Source organism: Archangium lansingense (genome assembly GCF_026626635.1).
GTDB lineage: Bacteria > Myxococcota > Myxococcia > Myxococcales > Myxococcaceae > Archangium > Archangium lansingense.
In genome coordinates this window covers 12,723,932-12,744,860 of record NZ_JAPNKA010000001.1, presented here as the reverse complement: position 1 = coordinate 12,744,860, position 20,929 = coordinate 12,723,932, and the positions used below count along the sequence as shown (strand labels likewise).

Sequence of the window (20,929 nt, the reverse complement as noted above, 5' to 3'; positions counted from 1 at the left end):
CGAATCCTTTGACACCTATCCCGGCGTGTGCCCGGAGGGGAGCGTCCCCGCCGGGTTCGGCTCGGTCGAACTGGGCTCGAACGACCGTGCGTTGATGAGCTATTGATCCCTCGCGCCCACCTCACCTCTCGTCGGACAAATTTCTCCATGACCAATCTGTCTGCTTTCCCGATCACCCAGAAATGGCCCGCGCAGCACCCCGAGTGGATTCAGCTCTACTCGCTCCCCACGCCCAATGGCGTCAAGGTTTCCATCCTGCTCGAAGAAATCGGCTTGCCCTACGAAGCGCACAAGGTCAGTTTCGAGACCAACGACCAGCTCTCGGCGGAGTTCCTCTCCCTCAACCCGAACAACAAGATTCCGGCGATCATCGACCCCGACGGCCCGGGCGGCCAGCCATTGGCGCTGTTCGAGTCCGGGGCGATCCTGCTCTACCTCGCCGAGAAGAGCGGCCGCTTCATCCCGCAGGATGCCGCCGCGCGCTACGAGACCATCCAATGGCTGATGTTCCAAATGGGCGGAATCGGCCCCATGTTCGGCCAGCTCGGTTTCTTCCATAAGTTCGCCGGCAAGGACTACGAGGACAAGCGCCCACGTGATCGCTACGTCGCCGAATCCAAACGCCTGCTCGGCGTGCTCGACCGCCGCCTGCAGGGCCGCGACTGGATCATGGGCGAGGAGTACAGCATCGCCGACATCGCCACCTTCCCCTGGGTTCGCAACCTGATCGGCTTCTACGGAGCGGGCGAGTTGGTCGGTTTCGACGACTTCACCAACGTCAGACGCAGCCTGGAGCGCTTCGTCGAACGTCCGGCGGTGAAGAAAGGCCTGACCATTCCGGGTTGAACGCAGCATCGGCGAACCACCACGGGCCGATCGAACTCAAGCATCCGGGCTCGTTGTGCCGGGAATGGTGTCAGACGACTCGTAGGGACGACTCGGATACCTCGAGGTGTCGAAACGAGTTCTTTGACACCTCCTGCGGCCCTCCTCGGCCCCTCCGCTCCAGCCCTCACCCTCAACAGGGCCTCTATCCCGCCTATACATACGAGCGGTTCCACGTCATCTTCAACGGGAAGATCTATTGCAACACCGAGTGGGTGGACTCGGGGCAACGTCCCGGGGACATCAACGAGACCGAAGCCAACCCGTGGAAGTACGAGCGCGATGCCACCGAGCAGGAGATGGCCCGGCTCGGCAACCCAACGAGCGACGGTCACCTCCACCACCACCATCCCCTGAAGAGCTGACACAGCCTGCCGGTGAGCCCTCTTCAGCGGGCCCGGGACGGCGAGCCAGGCTCAAGCAGGTGTGGAGCCGGGGTGGAAGGAGTGAGCCCTCGCCGCCTTGGGCGGCGAGGGTGGAGGAGCCGACAACGGGGCGCAAGCCGGGGGATCCACTCAGAGGCGGCGGGAATCGAAGCCGCTCGTTCACGAGCTCCGCCTGCAGCGCGAGCGTCCCCTGCCCTCCCTCCTGGAGCATCGTCGTGTCCCGGCGGGGGCTACCGCCTGCTGGACGGTCTCCTCCACCAGGCCGGAGCGCAGATCCTCGGCCCTCCTGCCTTCCTACAGCTTTTCGCAGAGGGCCTCGTTGGGCGTGCTGCCATCGCAAGGCCCACACGCCGTGTTGCACTGAGCGTAGTTGTAGTACCAACCGCTCGGGCAGCTCAGGCCGCACTTGTAGAAGTTGCCCGAGGTGGGAACCTGCTGGCACTGGGCCTCGTTGGGCGTGCTGCCATCGCAGCTGCCACAGCTCGTGTTGCACTGAGCATAGTCGTAGTACCAACCGCTCGGGCAGCTCAGGCCGCACTTGTAGAAGCTGCCCGAGGTGGGGACCTGCTGGCACTGGGCCTCGTTGGGCGTGCTGCCATCGCAGCTGCCACAGCTCGTGTTGCACTGAGCATAGTCGTAGTACCAACCGCTCGGGCAGCTCAGGCCGCACTTGTAGAAGCTGCCCGAGGTGGGGACCTGCTGGCACTGGGCCTCGTTGGGCGTGCTGCCGTCACAGGGCCCGCACGTCGTGTTGCACTGGGCGTAGTCATGGTACCAGCCGCTCGGACAGCTCAGGCCACACTGGTTGAAGCTGCCCGAGGTGGGGTTGGCATCGCACTGGGTCTGGTTGGGCGTGCCGCTGGCACAGGAGCCGCAACTGGTGTTGCATTGATAGGAGATAGGGTGATAGCCGCTCGGACAGCTCAGACCGCACACATACAGAGCGGACTCCTGGGTGGCGAGCGAGACAGGATTCAGTCCAGCTCCTTCTTCGACAGCCGCACTGCAAGCAATTGTGAGCAACACCAGACCTAGAAACCCTGACGCCTTCATGAGCGATAATCCTTGCACGTGGTGAGGCGCCTGCCAATACTGGAGGACTCCTGGCGCGTCAAGGGTTGAGGGATCACGTGGGGCGATTCGCATCGTCCTGGCAGCCCCGACACGAAGCCGCCTCTCCGGTGCGCGGTTTATCGTCCGTTTAAAGACGGGGCGTAGGGTCCTGAGCATGGACCTTCGCCACCCTCGAATGATGAACCGGCCCGCGCCCCAAGGGACCGCGAGCCTCAAGAGCTTCCTGAGCCTGACTTCCTCGACGAAGCCGCCGCTGCCCCTGCTCGTCACGGCCCTGGTGCTGAGCGTCGGATCGACCCTGGTGAGCCCCTGGAATGGTGTCAGACGATTCGTAAGAGGCGAGGTGTCGAATCGAATCCTTTGACACCTATCCCGGCCGGAACCGGGCGCGTGCAACAGTGGGGCGGACTGGTCGACGAGATCCGGCAGGGGGACGTCGTCCGCATTCCGCCGAACGTGAAGCACTGGCATGGAGCGGCGCCGACAACGTCGATGGCGCATATCGCCATCGTGGAACAGCTCGATGGCAAGAGCACCGATTGGATGGAGAAGGTCACCGAGGAGCAATACCGAATGCCTGTACGGGGACCATCCGCTCCCCAGGCATCAACGCAAACCGCGCAACTGACGCCCGCCCAGAAAGTGATCGGCAACCTCTCGCCGAAGCTGGTCGAGCTGACTGACGAGGTGCTCTTCGGCGATGTGTGGACGCGTCCGGAACTCTCGCCTCGCGACCGCAGCCTCGTGACCGTCAGCGCGCTCATCGCCATGAACCAGGAATGGTGTCAGACGACTCGTAGGGACGACTCGGATACCTTGAGGTGTCGAAACGAGTTCTTTGACACCTCCCGCGGGCCCGAGAGGAACTTCCCGCGCCGCTCTGTATGGCCACGCCAGAGCGAAGGGAAGGCCTGTGGAGGGTGAGGGCCGGTACGCAAGCTCGCTAGCGCTTGTACCCAGCGCCTTGTGCGTCCGTGGGGAGGGCTTTCTCGTCCTGGGATACAACCCCGGTACCGGATGACGGGAGCGGATGGCGGCCGAGGAACGCGAGCATCTTCTCTAAGAGGGTGTTGAACAGGGGCGGTCAGGCAAGCCGGCGTAGCATGAGCTTTATCATGCCCAGGTGGATGAAAGCTTCGGAAGACTCCTCCTTGCGCTCGTAGTCCTTGGACAGACGTCTCTCGCGATTGAGCCAGCCGAAGGTGCGCTCGCCAATCCAGCGCTTGGCCTGCACGACGAAGCCTCTGTCCTTGTCCGAGCGTTTCACCACCTCGAGGTTGATGCCACTCTCCTTGGCCACCTTCTCCACCTGTTCCCCCTGGTAGGCTCCGTCTGCCCACGTCTTCTGGAGCATGGGGTACTCCTGCGCAGCCATGGGGAGCACGGCTTGGACCGCATCCCTGTCCTGCACATCCGCCGTCGATATCCACGCCACCAGCACCAGGCCCAACGTGTCCACAAGCAGGTGGCGCTTGCGCCCCTTTACCTTCTTGCCTGCGTCGTAGCCCTTCGTTTCCGCCTCTTCCGTTGTCTTCACGCTCTGGCTGTCGAGGATGCTCGCGGTGGGTTGTGCCTTTCGGCCGGCCTTCTTGCGCACCTTGACTCTCAGCGCGTCGTGTATCCGTTTGAGGGTTCCGTTCTTCTTCCACAGGTCGAAGTAGTGGTAGACGAGCTGCCAGTCCGGCAGGTCGTGCGGCATGTAGCGCCACTGCGCCCCCGTGTGGGTGATGTAGAGGATGGCGTTCACCACCTCCCGACGCGGATGCAGCACCTCCTGGGGTCCGCACTCGCTGGCCCGGACAAAGGGCTCCACCAACGCCCACTGCTCGTCGTTGAGGTCGGTGGGGTACGGCTTCCTGGCGGGCATGGGAAGGTCGCTCATGCCTCTTGAGGTAAGGACGCCTCCCCGAGGGCACAACTTGCCCGGTCATATCCACGACCCTACCTTTCTGGACGGTAACCAGGAGGTGGTGCGGCAGCGGACGTGGCGGCAGCGGCAGAGCAGGAGTCGTCCACCAGCGTGGTGGTCGGTACGGGTGCGTGCGGCATCAGGCGCATGCACTTCGTGCCCCGACCGCGAACAGTTGGCCATTGTTCGGAGCGATCAGTCCGCCCAGTTCAACAGCCTCTAAGGCGGCCTGATCCGGCCAGCGGATGTGCTCATAGAGGCCGCGGAGCTTGCCGCCGCGACGGGGAGGGGAAGCCCCGGGGGCGGTCGCGGCTCCGTGGAAATCGAGGCTCTGATATTCAAAGGGCCAATCCCGTGCCTGGAGGGTCTCGATCCACTCCTGCGTGGCTGAATAGGGGACCAGCGCGTCACAGAGATTGCGCATCAAGGCAATGGGCACCTTGCGGGTCCAGGTCATCGGCACGGGACACGGAAGCCGCGTCCAGGGATTGGCGCCAGCATACTGGGCGATGGCGGCGATCCGCTTCGCCCGCCACATGCCGTAGAGCGCCGACATGTAGGCGCCATTGCTCCAGCCGAACACGTAGATGCGCCGGGTGTCCACCAGGCCCCGGGCCACCACCTCGTCGAGGAAATGATCGATGGCGAGCGCGTCGAGGTTGGCAGTGGGGTTGCGATACCACTCGTCCCAATGGAAGCCAGTGCCACTGAGAGCGCCAGCGGGACGGGCGCGCCGACCCATGGGGGAGAGAACCAGGAAGCCGCGGACCGCTGGATCGCTCGACAGCGCGGCGGTGTCATGGAGCGCGAACAACGCCTTGCCAAGCGAATAGAGGCTCGCGGGTGTCGCGCGAGAGCCATGCAGGTGGATGAGGAGCGGCCACTTCCGTCCGGCGCTGCCCGGCTGGGCGGCCTGCGCGGGCAGGTTGAGGCACGCATAGCGGGTCACGCCCTCCTGGACGAAGGAGAGCACCTCGCCGCCATCGGCGCGGGGATGAAGGGTCACCGGCTCCACGGTCCGCATCGGCGGTGCCCCATCGACGGAACAGGTGACCGAGGCATCGGCGGACGCGGCCGGCGAATGAAACAGACTGCTGACGAATGATTTCAGCTCGGCAAGGCCGCTGGCCATGGGTCACCTCGTGTCTTGCCTGCTTGGACCCGCGAGATGAAAACCGGGGCAAGCTCAGGTCGTCGCCCCCATCGCTCTGGCCAGGGCCCTGCTCTCCGGAAGCCCCTCTCGCTGCCGCTGGGTGTCAGAGGATTCGTACAGCGCGTCGCAACCGCAGCGCGCCTTCCTGTACTGGAGGACGGCCTACTCGTTGCGGAATCGAATCCTCTGACACCTTCGAGAGAGAGTCTGTTCGAGACCCCGGGTCGAGCGACGTTGAGTTCATCACCAAGCCGGGCCGGATGTAGCGCCGAAGGCTAACAAGCCCGATGGCTACCTTCTCGGCTCATACCGCATGGCCACCGCCCCCGAGGCGAACTCCAGCCGGCTCACGAGCTTCAAGTCGATAAGCTTCGATAGCCCCGCGAATAACGTCGGCCCGTGGCCCACTAGCCTGGGATGCACCACGAACTCATACTCGTCGATCAATCCGAGCTCCGCCAACGCCAGCGGGAGCTTCACGCCTCCCACGAACAGTCCCTTCCCCGACTCCCTCTTGAGCTGTTGAACAGCCTTCCCCAGCTCCCCGCGCACGAGCTCCGCGTTCCAATCGACCCGGTCCAGGGTGCTCGACACGACGTACTTCTTTGCCGCGTCGATCGTCCGGGCGAAGGGTTCCGTCCAATCAGGCCTCGCTCCCGTCCGTGCCGGCGGCCGAAACGCTGCCTCCATCATTTCGTAAGTCACCCGGCCAAAGAGGAGGGCATCGGCCCGCTCGAGGTTCTCGACCGCGTGACGATGCAAGTCTTCGTCCGCGGGAATTGCACGATGATCGCAGCACCCGTCCAATGTGACGTTGATGGAATACCGAAGGGGTCGCATGACGTGAGAGTACCGCCGGTCGACCAGGAATGGTGTCAGACGATTCGTAAGAGGCGAGGTGTCGAATCGAATCCTTTGACACCTATCCCGGGGTGTGAGGTCGTTCGGCCGCGAGGGCGCAGTGATGCTCAGTACGCCCAGGACCCGAGCGCGTAACGGCGGGTGACCATCTGGTTGAGGGCCACCAGGACCACCACCACCAGGCCGCGGGTCCAGCGCGGGAGCCGCTCCAGCCGGTCCCCCGCGAAGAAGGCGAGCGGGAAGAGGACTCCGCCGAACCTGAACGCGTTGACGAACTCCCCCTGCAGCAGCATCACCAGCAGGGACAGGAGTGCGTAGAGTCCGAGGGGCCTTCGGACGCGCCAGATCGCGAGCGCCAGGAACAGCAGGACGAAGAAGAAGCCGTGGCGGAGGAGTGAGCCGAAGCCGGTGTTCTGCCACGGGTTGCCGAACCAGAGCGTCCTCACCGCGGACCAGACCGAGGTGGCATGCGACCAGCCCGACTGTGCGTGCATGGAAGCCAGCGGGTCTCCCGTCATGGCGGCCTGGAAGCCGAGCAGCCCCAGGAATCCACAGAAGGAGAGGCTCCCGACGAGGAGGAAGCGCTTGGCGCGGTCTGCGGTGCTCTCCGCCATTTCCATCACCAGCAGCGCCGACGCGAGAGCCACGAAGACGCCCTGATTGCGGGTCCACACGCAGAGCGCCGCCAGCAGTCCGGCGCTCCAGGCCCGCCCGTTCGCCGCCGCGAGGAGCGCGGCGGCGGAGAGCAGCAGGAAGACACTCTCGGTGTGCTCGGTGTGCAGGGTGTAGCTGGCGGGGGCGTAGAGCAGGAGGAACCAGCCCCAGTGGTTCCGGGGAACGAGGAGCTCCGTGCGTCCTCGCCAGCCCTGGGCCCACACCACCAGGGCGATGAACAGGAGCAGCGCCACCGTGGACAGGATGGCCCCCGCCACCTGGGGAGGAACTCCGCTCGGGCAGAGCGCGAGCGTGCTCCGCACCAGGGCCGGATAGAGGGGGAGGAACGCCCACAGGCCCCCCCCGTGTCCGGACGTCGCGATGGTGCTGTAGTGGGCCGAGTCCCACTGGTTGAGCATGTCCACGAGGGGAATCCCCTTGCGCGCGGACAGATACAACCAGATGGCGAGGTGGTGGCACAGCAGCACCAACAGCAGGCCCGCCGGGATGGAGAAGCGAGCCCAGAAGGAGCGCGCGCCCGGCGCCGCTCCGGCGGCGACACGGTCCGCAGGTTCCTTCTGGTGCGCGGAGAGGGGAGCGGAGTCACTTGAGCCGAGCATTCGTCACCGGGAGCAGGGAGGCGCGGGAAGATAGGTCCCAGGAATGGTGTCAGACGATTCGTAAGAGGCGAGGTGTCGAATCGAATCCTTTGACACCTATCCCGACACCTATCCCGGGTTCCAAGAACAGGAGAGGATTACACCTTGGCCCACCATCCCTCTCCCCTCGGGAGAGGGGCGGGGTGAGGGTATCTCGGGCTCCGGGTTGAGTCCGTGCGAGTGCGCCTCACGCGTCCCCACCATCCCCATCATGCCGCGTGAGGCGGTAGGCCATCCCATTTTGCACGGTGTCGATATACCAGCCCGCGCAGACGGGACACGGAGCATCGGGCGCGCGGCTGCCGCGGAGGAAATGGAGTCCGTGGGTAGCGCAATACGCGTTGCAGCCAGCGGGCGAGTAACCCAGCTCATACTCCGTGACAGCGGCCGACCCTGGCTCGACGAAATCCGGTAGCGACTTCACGAGCGCGGGCACATCCAGCCAGCCGCACCGCTCATGGAGCAACACCCACCCGGTCTTCTTGCTGTCGTTCACCCGGCTCATGGCCTCCGCGAGGGACAGCTTCCACTTCTCGCGAGTCCACTGAACGGCCCTGGCCAGGGAGCCCTCCTTGGGCCGGGCCCACACGTTGAACTCCGTTGGCTGTTCCGACATCTCGCCCTCCCCGCTACTCTCCAGGCGGCCAGTCTAACCGCCCCGCCCATCGTGCGATGCCACCCCTTTACGGCGGATGCACCTTGAGGCGGAGCCTGCTGCAAGAGGAGTCTTACCGATGCCGGTTGTACGCACAGCCTCGCTGCTCGCCCTGTTGATGAGTGGCACTTTGACCTCCATGGCCCAGGCCCAGCCCCGGGTCCCATCGCCGCCTGTTCCCTCGCCCGCGCCGCAGGTGAGTCCCCTGGATCGGACCATCCGAGTGGAGGGCACGGGTGAGGTGAAGGTCGCGCCGGACGAGGCCTTCATCGACCTGGCGGTGGAGACGCAGGCGCCCACCGCGAAGGCGGCGGCGGAGGAGAACGCGAAGAAGATGGACAAGGTCGTCGCCGCGCTGGTGCAGGCGGGGATTCCGCGCAAGGAAATCGAGACGCGCAACTTCGCGGTGTACCCCGAGTACCAGCCGCCGGTGAGGCCGGACGACGCGCCGAAGCTGAAGGGCTACCGGGTGAGCAACCAGGTAGAGGTGCACGTGCGCGAGCTGTCGCGAGTGGGGACGCTGCTGGACACGGCGTTGGGGGCGGGGGCGAACCGGGTGGACTCGCTGCGCTTCGGGCTGAGCAAGCCGGAGACGGTGCAGGGCGAGGCGCTGCGCAACGCGGTGGAGCGGGCGAGGCAATCGGCGCAGGTGCTGGCCTCGGCGCTGGGCGTGAAGCTGGGGCCGGTGCTGGATGCGAGCACGGTGACGGAGCCGCAGCGTCCCATGCCGTTCGCGGCGCGCTTCGAGATGGCCCGCGCGAGCTCGGCGGACGTGACGACCCCCATCCAGCCGGAGGAGCAGACGGTGTCGGCGCGGGTGACGCTCGTCTACGCCATCGAGTCCGGGCAGGGCCGGTAGGAACAGCGAGGGGAGAGCCCCGGGGAGCGAGCAGCCCTCCGGGGTCTCCAGTTCAAGCCCTAGCGAGGCAGATCTGCGTCGCGGCGGGCGGCGTTGAAGGTGCCGGCGATGTTGGGTGGCATCTCCGCGACGAGCTTCTCCGCCAGCCGCTCGGTGATCTGCGAGTGGATGGAGCCGAAGACGACATGGAGCACGAGGCGGACGTTCTCGGGCTCGATCTGCAGTCGCTCGGCGATGTCCAGGTAGAAGTCGTCCTTCTCGAACTTCTGCGCGGGGGCGCTCCGCTCCTTCCAGTTGCGCTCGAAGAGCCTGCGCAGGCTCTCGGGGAACTGTTCCCGCATCTCCTGCACCAACCCACCGGGGAGTCTTTCGCAGAGCGCGCTCATCACCGCGTCCGCCACCTCGGTCGGGGAGTACTCGGGGACCTCGCGGTTGATACGCGCGAGGAAGGACTCCATGCTCGTTCCTACTCCCTCACCAGACCAGGACTCCGTCTCCAGATTTTGCATCATGGCCATGGGTGTGTCCGCCTCCTTTCCCTGTCAGGTTGGAGACGTACAACCCGGCCGGCAGCAGGCAGGGGAAGGAGGCCCTGCCCGCCGGGGTCTCGGCTCCCGAACCGGAGGGGCCCGACTCAGGGAGCAGGCTTGGGGGCCGCCTTGCCGCTCCGAGGGCCCGCGTACAGGTCGATGACCTCGGTGAGGGCGCGCTGGCACACGGAGCAGAAGGGCGCTCGGTCCCGCGTGAACATCACGCAGTCCGCCTGGGGCCGGTAGTAGCCGCGGGCCTCGTACATGGCGCCCTCGAAGGCGCCCACCTTGCCGGCGTACTGCTGCTGGCCGAGGAACTTCTCCTCCCAGTCCCGCTGCGAGGTGAAGAGCGCATCCATCTCCGACTCGGGGCGGCGCTCGGCGCGGATGCGGCGGCGCTGCTTCTGCACCTCGCTCGCGTGCTTCTCGTACTCCTCCTTCTGCCACGGCGTGGGCAGCGGCGTGCTGGGGGCCACCAGGTCCTTCCACTTGAGCCGAGCCGGGTCATTCAGCGCGGTGACGTTCTTCTCCCACGGCTCCACGCGCTCCTCGGCGGGGGCGTAGGCCGTCTCCGAGGTGTAGTACTCGTCGGCGAGGCCGGCGAAGTGGTGGCCGAACTCGTGGACGAAGACGTAGGGGGACCAGAGGCTGTCGGCGGCCACGGTGCTGTAGAGACCGAAGATGCCGCCGCCGCCGTAGGTGTTGCCGTTGACGAGGATTTCGACGAACTCGTAGGGCGCGAAGGCGGCGATGTCGCGGAAGCGGCGGTTCTCGAAGGTGAGGACATAGCGCTCGCTGCCGAAGGCGTCATAGGTGGCGCCCACGGGCGAGTCGCGGTGGATGCCGGTGGAGGGGCGGGAGATGCCGGACTCGCGAGCGGCGGGCATCAACCCCCACACGTTGAAGTCCTGCTTGCGCTCCTTGAAGGGCGAGAAGCTGAAGAGGATGTCCACCAGCCGCCGCGCGTCCTTCTCGAACTTGGCGCGCTCCTTCTCCGTGTAGCCATCCCCGAGGATGAGGAAGTCCACCTTGTCCGCGGACGGGCCGCTCTCCACCAACTTCAGCAGCGGGCCGGGCGAGGCGGGGGCGGACGGGTCCACGAACATGTCCTTCGGGTCCACCGTGAAGCTCCACACCTCGCGCAGGGAGTTGTCCTTCGCGCGCTTCTTGAGCATCACCTGCACGGGCTTCTCCGGGGTGGGGAAGCGCAGGGACTCGTGGAAGGTGCGGTTCATCTCACGCGCCTCGGGAGTCGTCTCCCACTCGCCGTAGATGGAGGCGAAGCCGCGCGAGTACACGAGGCGGTTGGTGTCCCGGTCGCGCACCTCGAAGAGGTACTTGCCGAGGTTGGTCTCATCGACGCCGCGAGTGGGGCTGCCGGGCCAGGGCAGCGGCTCCACCACGAGCCGGTCGAGGCTGAAGCGCTCCTCGGTGGCGTTGCCGGTGTGGAAGTAGTCGACGCGGAAGGTGCGGGGGGCCGGAGCACTGGTGGTGCTCGCGGCCAGCAGCAGGGCCAGGAGTACGTTCATGCGCGGGAACGTACCAGAGGCGGTGTGCGCGAGAGCGGCTACGCGTCGTGAGGTGCGCGGGCGGAGTGCAGGGGCAGCTCCAGCGTGAAGGTGGCCCCGTGCCCTGCTCCCTCGCTTTGGACTGTCAGCGAGCCGCCCAGCTCCTGGGCCGCCAGCGCGCTGGAGTGCAGGCCAAAGCCGTGGCCACTCTGGCGCGTGGTGAAGCCGTACTGGAAGATGCGCGTGAGCAGCTCCGGTGCGATTCCCATCCCGCTGTCTCGCACCTCGAGGCGGATGCGGTCCGCGGCGGAGTGCTCCAACTTCACGGCCAGCCGCCGCTCCTCCGTCGGCACCCCATCCATGGCGTATTTGGCGTTGCTGAACAGGTTGACGAGGATCATCAGCACCTTGTGCTTGTCGGTGAGGATGGGGGGCAGCGGGGCCAGTTGTCGGTCCACCTTCACCTGATGGCGGGTGAGCCCGGCCGCGTTGATGCGCAGGGCGTCCTCCACCAACTCCGCCAGGCTGACCGGCTCTTGGAGCCGCGGCAGCCGGGCGTGGTTCTGTTGCACCTTGACGATGTCGCCGATGTGCTCGGTGTACCGGCCGATGTCACCGAGCAGCTCGAGGATTTCCCCGCGCTCGTCCAACAGGTTCTGCCCCAACCTGTCCAGGAAGGGCAGGACGTTCCGCCCGCGCTCGTCCTGGGTGACGAAGGTCGCGAGCTCACCCCGGTGCTCCTGGAGCATGTGGGCCACCCGGCCACGTGCTCGAGCCTCATTCCCCTCATGCGCTCCCGGGCGAGCTGGGCCGCGGTGTAGACGCTGTTGAGGACATTGCCCACGTTGTGCAGCACGTTGGTGGCGATCTCCGCCATGCCTGCTTGCCGTGCCGTATGCATGAGCTGCTGGTGGACATCCTTCAACTCCCGGGTGCGCTCATCGACACGTTGCTCCAGGCCCTCGTTGGACTGCCGCAGGGCCTCCTCGCGCTGCCGCACCTCCCGGACCATCTGGTCGAAGGACTGGGCCAACTGCCCCAGCTCGTCCTTGCGTGAGGTCTCCAGGGAGACTCCGAAGTCGCCGGCAGCCACCTGTCCCGTGGCCCGCGTGAAGGCCTGGAGCGGGCGGGAGATCTGATCCCTGAGCACCCAGAACATGATGAGCAGCTCCACCAGCAGCGACACGACGCCGAACACCAGCACATAGCGCGCGGCCTCGATGGCTTTCGAGGTCACCACGCTCTCGGGCAGCACCGTGACGAAGTTCCAGCCCGGGCCCTGCAGCCGCGCCACGGCGATGTACTCATCGTACTCGGGCAGCTCCACCACGGTTTGCCCGGGCTCGAGGCGCTTCACCGCCTCGAAGATGCTCCGCAGATGGGCCCGCTGCTCCGCGCTGGGTTGCCCGGGTTGCGAGCCCTCCGGCTGCCCGGTGGCCAGGATGTCGTAGCCGCCCGTTGCGCTGTCCAGCTTGATGTCCGGGTGGGCGACGAGCTGGCCATCATCGCGGAAGATGAGGTTGTGCGCGCCGGGCAGGTGGTCGATGAGGGTGCGCGACAGGAGATCGTCGACGAGCACGTCGTTGCCGAGCGTCGCGACATGCCGGCCGTCCTGGTCCAGCGGGGTGACGGCCGAGACCAGCCATTTCCCGGAGGTGTCGTCCTTGTAGCTGCTGGTCCAGGCCATCCTCCGCTGGGGATTCCCCTCGGGCTTGGAGATGGTGTGGTACTCGAAGGAGAGCAGCGGGTAGTCGGGTTCGACGTCCAGGGTCCAGTTGGGGACCTTCGGCCAGTAGAGCACGTTCACCCCCTCTGTCAGGTAGATGAAGGTGCTGGTGAGGCGGGTGCGGTAGGCCGGTCCGTATTGAGCGATGGCGTCATACGCGGCCAGGAGCCGGCGTTGGAAAGGGGTATCGACCTTCACGCCCGGGGCGATCCAGACGCCCGGCACCCGCGTTCCATCGAAGCCTTGGGGCCGCGTGCGAATCGTCCCATCGGGCCGATGCTCGAGCATGCTGTCGAAGCGAGTGGAGGGATCCTCCTGGCTTCCGGCCCGGAGCCGTTCATCGAAGGCCTGCTTGATGATGGAGTGGGTCTCCTCCGTGAGGACGAAGATGGCCTGCTCTCGCTCGCCGCGCTCTTCGACATGCCGCGCCAGGTGGTCCAGGCTCTCGGCGCGCATGGTGCGGAGGATGTGGAGGTAGCTGACGAGGGTGGTCAGGGCGATGACTACCCCGATGCGCCCCGCCATCTGGATGAGGGTCCGGCGCGCGAGGGTGGAACCGGAATGAGATGGAGTCGACATGAGGGGGATGCCAGGCGAAGAGCCTGCTCCTGACATCCACCAGCATCCCTCAAAGGACGGGTGTGCATTCAAGAGCGCCGAGCCGTGGAACGCCGGGAGGCGAGCCAGGTCGAGCGCCCTTCGAGTCGGCGTGGAGGCTTGCGCTCAGCAGGTCCAGGTGCAGGTGGTCCCGCCGTTGACCGCGTTGCAGCGGTCGGCGGAGATCGCATACGGGTTGCAGTAGTTCCAGGGTACGGTGCTGCCGCTCTTGGGCTGGCAGCACGTCACCGGGCAGTTGGCGTTGTTCCACTGGCACGCCCCGCCGCCCCACACCTGGTTGCAGCGCCCCGGAGAGTACGCCACCGAGTCGCAGAACGCCTCCGTGTACCCGGAGTTCGGGACGGCGGAACAACACTCGGGGTACATGGTCAGCGCGGCCGTGTCCGTCCCCACCGACTCCGTACCGGTGTCCGCCGGCTCGCCATCGACAGGGCCACAGCCCACCAGCACCAGCGTCAGCACTCCCGCCATCAGCGTCAGCTTCGTCATCTTGTCTCTCCGTGTGAGTCGATTTACCCGGAGAGCGTGGAATAGCCGGTGGGATGGGTCAAGCAGGAACTTCACTCCAGGTGTGGGTGGCCCGGGGACATCTCAGAACGTGCCCGAGAGCGTGGCGCCCGCGCCGTCCGGGCCCGCCATGACGCCCACCGACACCGGCGGAGGCGCCTCGTTGGGGGAGAGGAAGAAGAGCACGGTGCCCGTGGCGATCGCCGCGCCCGAGCCGATGAGCAGGCTCACCATGGTGTTCTGCTTCTTCGCCACGCTGCGCAGCAACTGTATGCCCCGGGCATCGGTGGCCTGGAGCTTCCCTCCGGTCAGGTGCCCGTTCTTCGGATTCGTCAGCTCCTCCCACTCCGGCTGCAGGGAGAGCCGCATGTATCCCGCGCCCGCAAGGGCCGCCACACCCGCGCCCAGCGTCACGTAGGAGACCACGCGCAGCGGCCGCACCGTGCCAGACTGCGCCGTCATTTCCGGAGTGAGCGCCGCCTGCTCCACGGAGGGCTGCTCCCAGGGCGGCTGATTGTCAGGCGTCGCGACCACGAGGCTGGGCTGCCCCTTGCCCGTGGTGACGAAGTCGACCAGCGCGGCGAGGGACTCGGCCGGGGCGTCGAGCCCTTGCGTCTTGAAGCCTCCCTCGCGCAGCTTCTGGCCGCCTTCCACGTTGAGCACCGTGGCGGCGAGCCACTTCGGTCCGCTGCTCGCCCCCTCGAGCTTCACCACGATGACCTCTTCCACGCCCAGGGTGCCTCCCAGGCGGACGGCGTGGGACAGCTCCGTCTCGTTCTCTCCATCCGACGCGAGGCACGGGAAGGGACTGGCCGAGATGGCGCCCTCGTAGGCCAGGTCCACCAGCACCGGCGTCTCCTGGCCCTGCACCTGCAACTGGCGCGGGAAGCTGAGCGCCTCGCCCTTCTTCACGGTCAAATCGTACGTGCCCGCGGGCACCTCCAGCACCAGCGGCGTCTGCCCCACGCTCCGGCCCTCGAGGAAGACCTCCGAGGGGGACTGGTTGGACTTCACCGAGAGCTTCACCTTCTTCGCTCGGGCCAGCTCGCGGCGCAGCTTGTCGAAGGCCTGGCGCGTGGAGGGCGTGTAGTAGTCCGGGTCCAGCGCGTACGTCGGCTCCAGCCGCAGCACGTTGCGGAAGGCGTCGTCGCTCTCCTTCACCTTGCCCAGCGAGCGCTGATTCATCGCCTGCAGCAGCTGCGTGTCCACGTACAGCTTCCAGCGGGCCTCGCCCGGCGGCAGCCGCCCCACCTGCCGCAGCACCTCGTCGATGGCCTGCGCCGCCTTGGCGTAGCGCGCCTCGTAGAACTGGCCTTGCGCGGCCTCGAGCTGACGCTTGATGTCCTCGAAGCTGCCGGAGGGTTGGGGAAACAGCCGCTCGGCGAAGTCAGGCGCGCTGAGGACGTTCTCCCCCGGGCGGGCCACCAGCTTGTCGTAGAGCGCTTTGGTCTGACCGCTGAGCTCCGCGTTCTTGCAGTCGCCGCTGGCGACCACCACACGGCGTGGGGCCGCCTCCACCGCGCCACCCAGCGCGAGCGCGAGCACCACCACCATCGAGGACGAGTTCTTGAAGAAGGTCATGATCGGGACGGGATTGCAGGGCCCGTTCCGCCGACTGTCGGGCATCCGACCTCGGAGATACCAGCCGCCACGCCATGCCCACAACACACCTGCCGTGCTTCAGAACGCAGTCATTCCGCACCCTTGGGCGGGCCTCCGGCTCCCTACCCATCACGGTGTCCCCCGGCCCCGCTCGACAGCCGCCTCCCCCCGGGTCTGCCCGAAGAGTCCCGATCATGGACGGTCCGTCCCCAGGCCTGGAGTTTTCCGGAGCCCTCGGCGAGCCAGCCACCCCGCCTGCCCACCAGGGGACCTGAACAGGCCCCCCGTGCGCCGCTATGCGTCATCTCCATCTTGGCAACGGGGATGTGACGGCTGGGACAAACGGAGGGTCAGAGTGAAACCCCGCACGTGTCCACCACTCGAAGGTGACAGCCGGTCATAGCCGCCATGACGAAACCATGACATGGCTCGGGGAGAGTGACGCCGCCATGAACATCGCCGTGATGGTCAATCTGCGCGCACGCCGGGGCTCCGAGAGGGTCGGCGGCATGGTGCAGCGCTTCTTCCCCCGGGCCCGGTTGGCCCTTACCCGCTCGCTGGAGGAAGCCCGGGCGTGGATCTCCGAGCAGCTCCGGCCCAACCCGCCCACGCTGCTGCTGGCCGGAGGCGGTGACGGCACCATCACCGGGCTGCTCAACGAGCTGCGCGAGCAGGGCCTGGCCCTGCCGGCCATCGGGGTACTGCCGCTGGGCACGGGCAATGCGTGGGCGCGCGTCACCGGGGCGCCGAAGCCCTCGGTGGCCCTGCGCCAGCTCGCCGCGTGTGGCGAGCGCCTGCCTCCCCTGCGCCCCTTCTCGCTGGTTCGGCTGGAGAACCGGGTGGCGCCCTTCGCGGGTACGGGCTGGGACTCGGAGACGCTGCAGGACTTCAAGGACCATCTCTCCACGTTCCCGGCCGGGCCCCTGCGCGAGGCGAACGCCGGCCTGCGCGGGTACATGTCTGCCTTGTTCACCCGCACCATCCCGCGGCAGCTGTTCGGCAAGGGCCAGCTGCGGGTGAAGGTGTACAACCTGGGTGCCCCGGCTCTCACCGTGGATGCACGCGGCACCGTGGTGCCCCTGCCTCACGGGGAGACGGGCGCGCTGCTCTACGACGGTCCCGCCGGAGTTGCTGGGGCGGCCACCACGACGGAGTGGGGCTTCGGCTTCAAGGCCTTCCCCTTTGCCCAGGCAGTGCCGCACCGCTTGTCCGTGCGCGTCTATGGCGCCGGCGTGGCGGAGGCGACGCGCAACATGTTCAAGCTGTGGCGCGGCCAGCACCCCATGCCCAAGATGCACGACTTCTTCGTCGAGCGCTTGCGCATGGACTTCGATCGCGATGTGCCCTTCCAGATGGGCGGCGACATCATGGGCATGCGCCGCTCGCTGGAGTTCGACCTCGCCGAGGAGTCCGTGCAGCTCGTGGACTGGCGGCAGCTCCAGCGCCTCGTGGCGTGAGGCGCTGAGCATGGAGGCAGAGCCATCCGGCGGAATCTGGGGCTTCCTCGACGCGGTGGACCAGGTGCTCAACAGCAACACCCTGCTGCTGCGCGTCCCGCTCGAGGTCGGTCCCGGGCCCATGGGTCTGGTGGAGGGTCTCGAGCGCTACTTCCGAAGCCCCTCGTTGCTCCTGACGAACGGAAGTCCGTAGAGGCGGGCCCTCGTCGAACTTCGTGGACACTCCACTACCTGCCCGACGCGGGCAGCCCGAGCACATAGGTGACGGTGGGTTTGCCGCGCCGCTTTATCTCGCCCACCTCCCAGGTGTAGCCCTCGCGGGCCATGGAGGCCGTCATGGCGCGTAGCTCTTCGGGGCGGTGCGCTCGGATGGCAGACACCAGCCCGTCCCAGAGGCTGGCGAGCGGCGCCACCGGCAGCACATAGGTGAGCAGCAGGCGCAGCGGCGTCAGCGGGCGGATGAGCGGAGTGAAGAGCCACACCATCAGCGGCACCGGCAGCATGCCGAGGATGCCGGCCGGCGTGCGACGCATGATTTCAAAGGCGGCGAAGGGGACGTTGCGCTCCTGCGCATCCGCGAGCACCTGCCGGGCCTGCTCGGGCCGGAAGTGGTGCAGGGCGTTGAAGAGGGTGCGCATGCCGCGCAGCTCCGGAGGCACCCGCGTGGCGTCCACGGGCCGCTCCAGGTAGTCGACGCCATGGGCGCGTGCCCGCTCGGCCGCGTTGGCGGTGGGGAACAGGTCGCTGAGCACCACGCGGGGCTTCAGCCCGTGCTCCGACTCCAGCAGCCGGCACAGCCGGGGGAGGGGGCCGCTGCCTCCCGAGCCCAGGTCCAGCAGCTCCTGGCTTCCCGAGGCGCGCAGACCCCGGGCGAGCACGTCCGTTGCGGCATCGAAAGCGCCCGTCTTCTCACTGACGGTGTGGAGGTAGTCCGTGCCCAGGTCTCTCAAGGTGCGCGGGTACCAGTCCTGATCGAGCAACTCGAAGAGGTGCAGGCGCGGGATGAGGGCGGTGGTGGAAGGCTCGTTCATGGGTCCAAGGTGCCACCCGGTCCGCCGTTCTGCACTGACCGCTGGCGCCAGAACGGCTTGCAGCGGGCGCCAGCCTCTCGCTAGCGTCCTGGCTGTCGATGGCGTCCTCCTCTTCTCCTGCCGCCCTCTCTTCCCGGCTGGTCCGGCAGGCGCTGAACATCGCGGCCGAGCACGGCGTACCTGTCGAGGCGCTCTGCCGCGAGGTGGGGCTGCACCCGGAGGAGCTCGACGACCCCGAGCTGCGCATTCCCTACACCGTGCTGGACACCGTCCTGGAGCGGGCGGTGGAGGTGACGGGGGACGACAACCTGGGCCTGCACATGGCGGGCAGGAGCGAGGTGGACCCGGATGACGCGGCCGGGCTCGTCATCCTCACGAGCGCGACGCTGAAGGACTCCATGGTGCGCGGGTGTCGTTACCAGCGCGTCTGGGGGGACGGGGAGCGCTTCAAGGTAGAGGACACGGAGCGCGGGGTGCGCATGCGCTTCACTCCCGTGGGACCGTGGCGGCCGGCGCATCGGCACATGGCCGAGGTCGCGCTCGTCCAGCTCGCCCTGGGAATGCGCGCCTTCACTGGGGTGGACGTGCGGCCGCTCCAGGTGCGCTTCGCCCATGCGGCGCCCGCGGACATCCGCGAGCACGAGGCCCTCTTCGCCTGCCCGCTCACCTTCGGAGCGCCCCACAACGACATCGAGTTCTCCCACGCGGACGCGGAGCTGCCCTTCGTCCACGCGGATGAGCTGCTGAACGCCATGTTCGAGAAGCAGGCGCAGCGGCTGATCTCGCGATTGCCCGTAACGGCGAGCCTCACCGAGCGGGTGCGGGAGCAGGTGAGGCGCACGCTGTCAGGAGGAGACTTCACCTTCGAGGCGGTGGCGAGGACGCTGCACCTGCCTCCGCGCACGCTGCAGCGGAAGCTGGCGGAGGAGGGGCAGAGCTACGCGGGCATTCTGGAGTCCGTACGGCGGGAGCTCTCGGAGAACTACCTGCGGCGGCGGATGTCCATCGCGGAGGTGTCATTCCTGCTGGGCTACGGAGAACCGGCCACCTTCCACCGCGCCTTCAAGCGCTGGTGGGGAATGAGCCCCGAGGCCTTCCGCCGTGCCAACTCCCCCTCGCCCTCCGGGAGAGGGTCGGGGTGAGGGTACCCGTCCCCGTTCTCCTCCCCTGTGCCTCCACTCGGGTGCCCGCTGCTTGACGGGGTGTCCATCCAACACTATGGGGTGAGGGGAACGGAACGAAAGGAATCCCCTGTGAGCTACACCTACGAGTACCCGCGCCCGGCGTTGACGGTGGACTGCGTGGTGTTCGGCCTGGATGAAGAGGACCTGAAGGTGTTGCTCATCAAACGGGGCGTGGAGCCCTTCCAGGGCCGGTGGGCGCTGCCCGGTGGCTTCGTCCGCATGGAGGAGTCGCTCGAGGACGCCGCGCGCCGCGAGCTCCAGGAGGAGGCCGGCATTCGCCCCAACCTGATGGAGCAGCTCTACACCTTCGGTGCTCCAGAGCGGGACCCGCGTGGCCGGGTGGTGAGCGTGGCGTACTTCGCCCTGGTGAAGCTGACGGACCACCGGGTGCAAGCCGCCACCGATGCCCGAGAGGCCGCCTGGTTCTCCGTCTATGACGTGCCCAAGCTGGCGTTCGACCACGCGGACATCCTCGCCACGGCCCACCAGCGGCTGAAGGGCAAGGTGCGCTACCAGCCCATTGGCTTCGAGCTGCTGCCGCCCAAGTTCACCCTCACCCAGCTCCAGCGCATGTACGAGAAAATCCTGGAGCGCGAGCTCGACAAGCGCAACTTCCGCAAGAAGCTGCTCGCCATGGACTTGCTCGAGGAGCTCGACGAGGTGGAGCAGGACGTCTCCCACCGCGCCGCGCGCCTCTACCGCTTCGATCACAAGAAGTACAAGCAGCTGGAGAAGGCCGGCTTCAACTTCGAGCTGTAGGCATCCTCCTCACCGGGGCGTGACTTGACTTCGTGTTTAGTGGACACTAACTTTGTGTCCGTAGAACACGTCGTCTGCCAGGCCACCTGGGAGAGGAGAGCCATGTTCTCGTTGCCCTTCGAGCTCGCCGCCGCCACCGTGCAGGGCCGGGAGCACGCCCGAGCCGGACGCAACAACCAGGACTCCTTCTGGGCGCGGGCGAGCGAGCACGGCCTGGCCGCCGTGGTCACGGATGGGTGTGGCAGTGGCGCCCAGAGTGAGCTGGGCGCGCAGCTTGGTGCCCGCCGGGTCGTGGAGGGAGCGCTCTCGCTGCTGGGCCTGCAGGTGCCCGTCGAATCGCCCGACTTCCTCCAGCGGCTGGGCGCGGACGTGCTTTGTTTCCTCCAGGCCATCTCCGGGGAGCTGGGCGAGCGGGCCATCGGTGAGGCCCTCCTCTTCACGGTCGTGGGCGCCGTCGTCACCCCGGAGCACACGCTCGTCTTCTCCGCGGGTGACGGGCTCTGGGCGCTCAATGGCGATGTGCATCGGCTCGGACCCTTTCCCAACAACGCGCCGCCCTACCTGGCCTACGGGCTGCTGAAGCCGGGCGCTGTCTCGCTCAAGGCCAACACGCTGCGGCCCACCGCCGAGGTGGACTCGCTGCTGCTCGGCACGGATGGAGTCTCGGACCTGGCGGGCCTCGCCGAGGCTCGGGTGCCCGAGCGCGAGGAGCCCGTGGGACCGCTCTCCCAGTTCTGGAGTGACGGCCGGTACTTCGCCAACCCGGATGCGCTGCGCCGCCGCCTCGCGCTCCTCAACCGCGAGTCCGTCCGTGCCGACTTCCCTGCTCGCCGCCTCGAGCGAGTGCCCGGACTGCTCTCCGATGACACCACCCTCGTCGTCCTGCGCCGCCGGCAGGGGAGGGCCTGAAGC

At 67.1% G+C, this 20,929-nt stretch carries 22 protein-coding genes; 9 read left to right on the top strand and 13 right to left on the bottom strand.

The annotated features are described in order from the left end of the window. The first annotated feature begins 147 nt into the window (after positions 1-147). Both OV287_RS51240 and OV287_RS51235 read left to right on the top strand, forming a co-directional pair. Positions 148-846, top strand: a complete 699-nt coding sequence (locus tag OV287_RS51240; protein ID WP_267541409.1) for a glutathione S-transferase N-terminal domain-containing protein — start codon at positions 148-150, stop codon at positions 844-846. A gap of 254 nt (positions 847-1,100) precedes the next feature. Then, the gene (locus OV287_RS51235; protein ID WP_267541408.1) at positions 1,101-1,250 is read left to right on the top strand and encodes a hypothetical protein; all 150 of its coding nucleotides are present in this window, start codon (positions 1,101-1,103) and stop codon (positions 1,248-1,250) included. A gap of 315 nt (positions 1,251-1,565) precedes the next feature. Here the strand turns inward: OV287_RS51235 and OV287_RS51230 are convergent, their stop codons facing one another. After that, positions 1,566-2,207 (bottom strand): hypothetical protein, encoded by a 642-nt coding sequence (locus OV287_RS51230; RefSeq protein WP_267541407.1) that lies wholly within the window; start codon positions 2,205-2,207, stop codon positions 1,566-1,568. A 528-nt stretch (positions 2,208-2,735) separates the two neighbouring features. Here OV287_RS51230 and OV287_RS51225 point away from each other — a divergent pair. Beyond that, the gene (locus OV287_RS51225; protein ID WP_267541406.1) at positions 2,736-3,269 is read left to right on the top strand and encodes a carboxymuconolactone decarboxylase family protein; all 534 of its coding nucleotides are present in this window, start codon (positions 2,736-2,738) and stop codon (positions 3,267-3,269) included. Positions 3,270-3,429: 160 nt separating this feature from the next. On the opposite strand, the gene OV287_RS51220 is transcribed toward OV287_RS51225, so the two are convergent. The 5 genes from OV287_RS51220 to OV287_RS51200 all read right to left on the bottom strand — a co-directional run bounded on the left by OV287_RS51220 (position 3,430) and on the right by OV287_RS51200 (position 8,197). Next, complete coding sequence (locus OV287_RS51220; protein WP_267534913.1) at positions 3,430-4,227, bottom strand: IS5 family transposase; 798 nt, start codon at positions 4,225-4,227, stop codon at positions 3,430-3,432. 166 nt (positions 4,228-4,393) lie between these two features. Next, positions 4,394-5,386, bottom strand: a complete 993-nt coding sequence (locus tag OV287_RS51215) for an alpha/beta hydrolase family protein (protein WP_267541405.1) — start codon at positions 5,384-5,386, stop codon at positions 4,394-4,396. 312 nt (positions 5,387-5,698) lie between these two features. Next, complete coding sequence (locus OV287_RS51210; RefSeq protein WP_373371891.1) at positions 5,699-6,169, bottom strand: dihydrofolate reductase family protein; 471 nt, start codon at positions 6,167-6,169, stop codon at positions 5,699-5,701. Positions 6,170-6,375: 206 nt separating this feature from the next. Beyond that, positions 6,376-7,542, bottom strand: a complete 1,167-nt coding sequence (locus OV287_RS51205) for a hypothetical protein (protein ID WP_267541403.1) — start codon at positions 7,540-7,542, stop codon at positions 6,376-6,378. Between the two features lie 226 nt (positions 7,543-7,768). Then, positions 7,769-8,197 carry a hypothetical protein gene (locus OV287_RS51200; RefSeq protein ID WP_267541402.1) on the bottom strand — a complete coding sequence of 143 codons (429 nt, stop codon included), beginning with the start codon at positions 8,195-8,197 and terminating at the stop codon, positions 7,769-7,771. 118 nt (positions 8,198-8,315) lie between these two features. Here OV287_RS51200 and OV287_RS51195 point away from each other — a divergent pair, with 118 nt between their 5' ends. Beyond that, a complete protein-coding gene (locus OV287_RS51195) occupies positions 8,316-9,095 on the top strand; it encodes an SIMPL domain-containing protein (protein WP_267541401.1) in 780 nt (259 codons plus the stop codon). Positions 9,096-9,154: 59 nt separating this feature from the next. Here the strand turns inward: OV287_RS51195 and OV287_RS51190 are convergent, their stop codons facing one another. The 6 genes from OV287_RS51190 to OV287_RS51170 all read right to left on the bottom strand — a co-directional run bounded on the left by OV287_RS51190 (position 9,155) and on the right by OV287_RS51170 (position 15,565). Continuing rightward, positions 9,155-9,613: a DUF2267 domain-containing protein gene (locus OV287_RS51190; protein ID WP_267541400.1), complete on the bottom strand. Its 459-nt coding sequence runs from the start codon at positions 9,611-9,613 to the stop codon at positions 9,155-9,157. 116 nt (positions 9,614-9,729) lie between these two features. Then, positions 9,730-11,154, bottom strand: coding sequence for an IgA Peptidase M64 (locus tag OV287_RS51185; protein ID WP_267541399.1), 1,425 nt, complete (start codon positions 11,152-11,154; stop codon positions 9,730-9,732). A gap of 38 nt (positions 11,155-11,192) precedes the next feature. After that, positions 11,193-11,645 carry a sensor histidine kinase gene (locus OV287_RS56295; protein ID WP_308809805.1) on the bottom strand — a complete coding sequence of 151 codons (453 nt, stop codon included), beginning with the start codon at positions 11,643-11,645 and terminating at the stop codon, positions 11,193-11,195. Further along, complete coding sequence (locus tag OV287_RS51180; RefSeq protein ID WP_308809804.1) at positions 11,594-13,438, bottom strand: HAMP domain-containing protein; 1,845 nt, start codon at positions 13,436-13,438, stop codon at positions 11,594-11,596. Before OV287_RS51180 ends, OV287_RS56295 begins: the two co-directional genes overlap by 52 nt. Positions 13,439-13,582: 144 nt before the next feature. Then, positions 13,583-13,966 (bottom strand): hypothetical protein, encoded by a 384-nt coding sequence (locus tag OV287_RS51175; protein ID WP_267541398.1) that lies wholly within the window; start codon positions 13,964-13,966, stop codon positions 13,583-13,585. A 102-nt stretch (positions 13,967-14,068) separates the two neighbouring features. Continuing rightward, positions 14,069-15,565 carry a PEGA domain-containing protein gene (locus OV287_RS51170; protein ID WP_267541397.1) on the bottom strand — a complete coding sequence of 499 codons (1,497 nt, stop codon included), beginning with the start codon at positions 15,563-15,565 and terminating at the stop codon, positions 14,069-14,071. A 470-nt stretch (positions 15,566-16,035) separates the two neighbouring features. Between OV287_RS51170 and OV287_RS51165 the strand changes: the two genes are divergently transcribed. Further along, positions 16,036-17,043 carry a diacylglycerol/lipid kinase family protein gene (locus OV287_RS51165; protein ID WP_267541396.1) on the top strand — a complete coding sequence of 336 codons (1,008 nt, stop codon included), beginning with the start codon at positions 16,036-16,038 and terminating at the stop codon, positions 17,041-17,043. 10 nt (positions 17,044-17,053) lie between these two features. Continuing rightward, positions 17,054-17,236: a hypothetical protein gene (locus tag OV287_RS51160; RefSeq protein WP_267541395.1), complete on the top strand. Its 183-nt coding sequence runs from the start codon at positions 17,054-17,056 to the stop codon at positions 17,234-17,236. A 34-nt stretch (positions 17,237-17,270) separates the two neighbouring features. Here OV287_RS51160 and OV287_RS51155 read toward each other — a convergent pair whose 3' ends face one another. Then, complete coding sequence (locus OV287_RS51155) at positions 17,271-18,074, bottom strand: class I SAM-dependent methyltransferase (RefSeq protein ID WP_267541394.1); 804 nt, start codon at positions 18,072-18,074, stop codon at positions 17,271-17,273. 98 nt (positions 18,075-18,172) lie between these two features. Between OV287_RS51155 and OV287_RS51150 the strand changes: the two genes are divergently transcribed. The 3 genes from OV287_RS51150 to OV287_RS51140 all read left to right on the top strand — a co-directional run bounded on the left by OV287_RS51150 (position 18,173) and on the right by OV287_RS51140 (position 20,926). Beyond that, positions 18,173-19,216, top strand: a complete 1,044-nt coding sequence (locus OV287_RS51150; RefSeq protein ID WP_267541393.1) for an AraC family transcriptional regulator — start codon at positions 18,173-18,175, stop codon at positions 19,214-19,216. A gap of 111 nt (positions 19,217-19,327) precedes the next feature. Beyond that, on the top strand, positions 19,328-20,017 hold the full coding sequence (locus OV287_RS51145) for an NUDIX hydrolase (protein WP_267541392.1): 690 nt from the start codon (positions 19,328-19,330) through the stop codon (positions 20,015-20,017). A gap of 102 nt (positions 20,018-20,119) precedes the next feature. After that, positions 20,120-20,926, top strand: a complete 807-nt coding sequence (locus OV287_RS51140; protein ID WP_267541391.1) for a protein phosphatase 2C domain-containing protein — start codon at positions 20,120-20,122, stop codon at positions 20,924-20,926. Positions 20,927-20,929: the final 3 nt, after the last annotated feature.

Bases quoted from the DNA above. Each gene is read 5' to 3' on its own strand.
- OV287_RS51240 (WP_267541409.1), top strand. From the start codon at position 148: ATGACCAATCTGTCTGCTTTCCCGATCACCCAGAAATGGCCCGCGCAG.
- OV287_RS51220 (WP_267534913.1), bottom strand. From the start codon at position 4,227: ATGAGCGACCTTCCCATGCCCGCCAGGAAGCCGTACCCCACCGACCTC.
- OV287_RS51215 (WP_267541405.1), bottom strand. From the start codon at position 5,386: ATGGCCAGCGGCCTTGCCGAGCTGAAATCATTCGTCAGCAGTCTGTTT.
- OV287_RS51205 (WP_267541403.1), bottom strand. From the start codon at position 7,542: ATGCTCGGCTCAAGTGACTCCGCTCCCCTCTCCGCGCACCAGAAGGAA.
- OV287_RS51200 (WP_267541402.1), bottom strand. From the start codon at position 8,197: ATGTCGGAACAGCCAACGGAGTTCAACGTGTGGGCCCGGCCCAAGGAG.
- OV287_RS51195 (WP_267541401.1), top strand. From the start codon at position 8,316: ATGCCGGTTGTACGCACAGCCTCGCTGCTCGCCCTGTTGATGAGTGGC.
- OV287_RS51190 (WP_267541400.1), bottom strand. From the start codon at position 9,613: ATGGCCATGATGCAAAATCTGGAGACGGAGTCCTGGTCTGGTGAGGGA.
- OV287_RS51185 (WP_267541399.1), bottom strand. From the start codon at position 11,154: ATGAACGTACTCCTGGCCCTGCTGCTGGCCGCGAGCACCACCAGTGCT.
- OV287_RS51180 (WP_308809804.1), bottom strand. From the start codon at position 13,438: ATGTCGACTCCATCTCATTCCGGTTCCACCCTCGCGCGCCGGACCCTC.
- OV287_RS51175 (WP_267541398.1), bottom strand. From the start codon at position 13,966: ATGACGAAGCTGACGCTGATGGCGGGAGTGCTGACGCTGGTGCTGGTG.
- OV287_RS51170 (WP_267541397.1), bottom strand. From the start codon at position 15,565: ATGACCTTCTTCAAGAACTCGTCCTCGATGGTGGTGGTGCTCGCGCTC.
- OV287_RS51165 (WP_267541396.1), top strand. From the start codon at position 16,036: ATGAACATCGCCGTGATGGTCAATCTGCGCGCACGCCGGGGCTCCGAG.
- OV287_RS51160 (WP_267541395.1), top strand. From the start codon at position 17,054: ATGGAGGCAGAGCCATCCGGCGGAATCTGGGGCTTCCTCGACGCGGTG.
- OV287_RS51155 (WP_267541394.1), bottom strand. From the start codon at position 18,074: ATGAACGAGCCTTCCACCACCGCCCTCATCCCGCGCCTGCACCTCTTC.
- OV287_RS51150 (WP_267541393.1), top strand. From the start codon at position 18,173: ATGGCGTCCTCCTCTTCTCCTGCCGCCCTCTCTTCCCGGCTGGTCCGG.
- OV287_RS51140 (WP_267541391.1), top strand. From the start codon at position 20,120: ATGTTCTCGTTGCCCTTCGAGCTCGCCGCCGCCACCGTGCAGGGCCGG.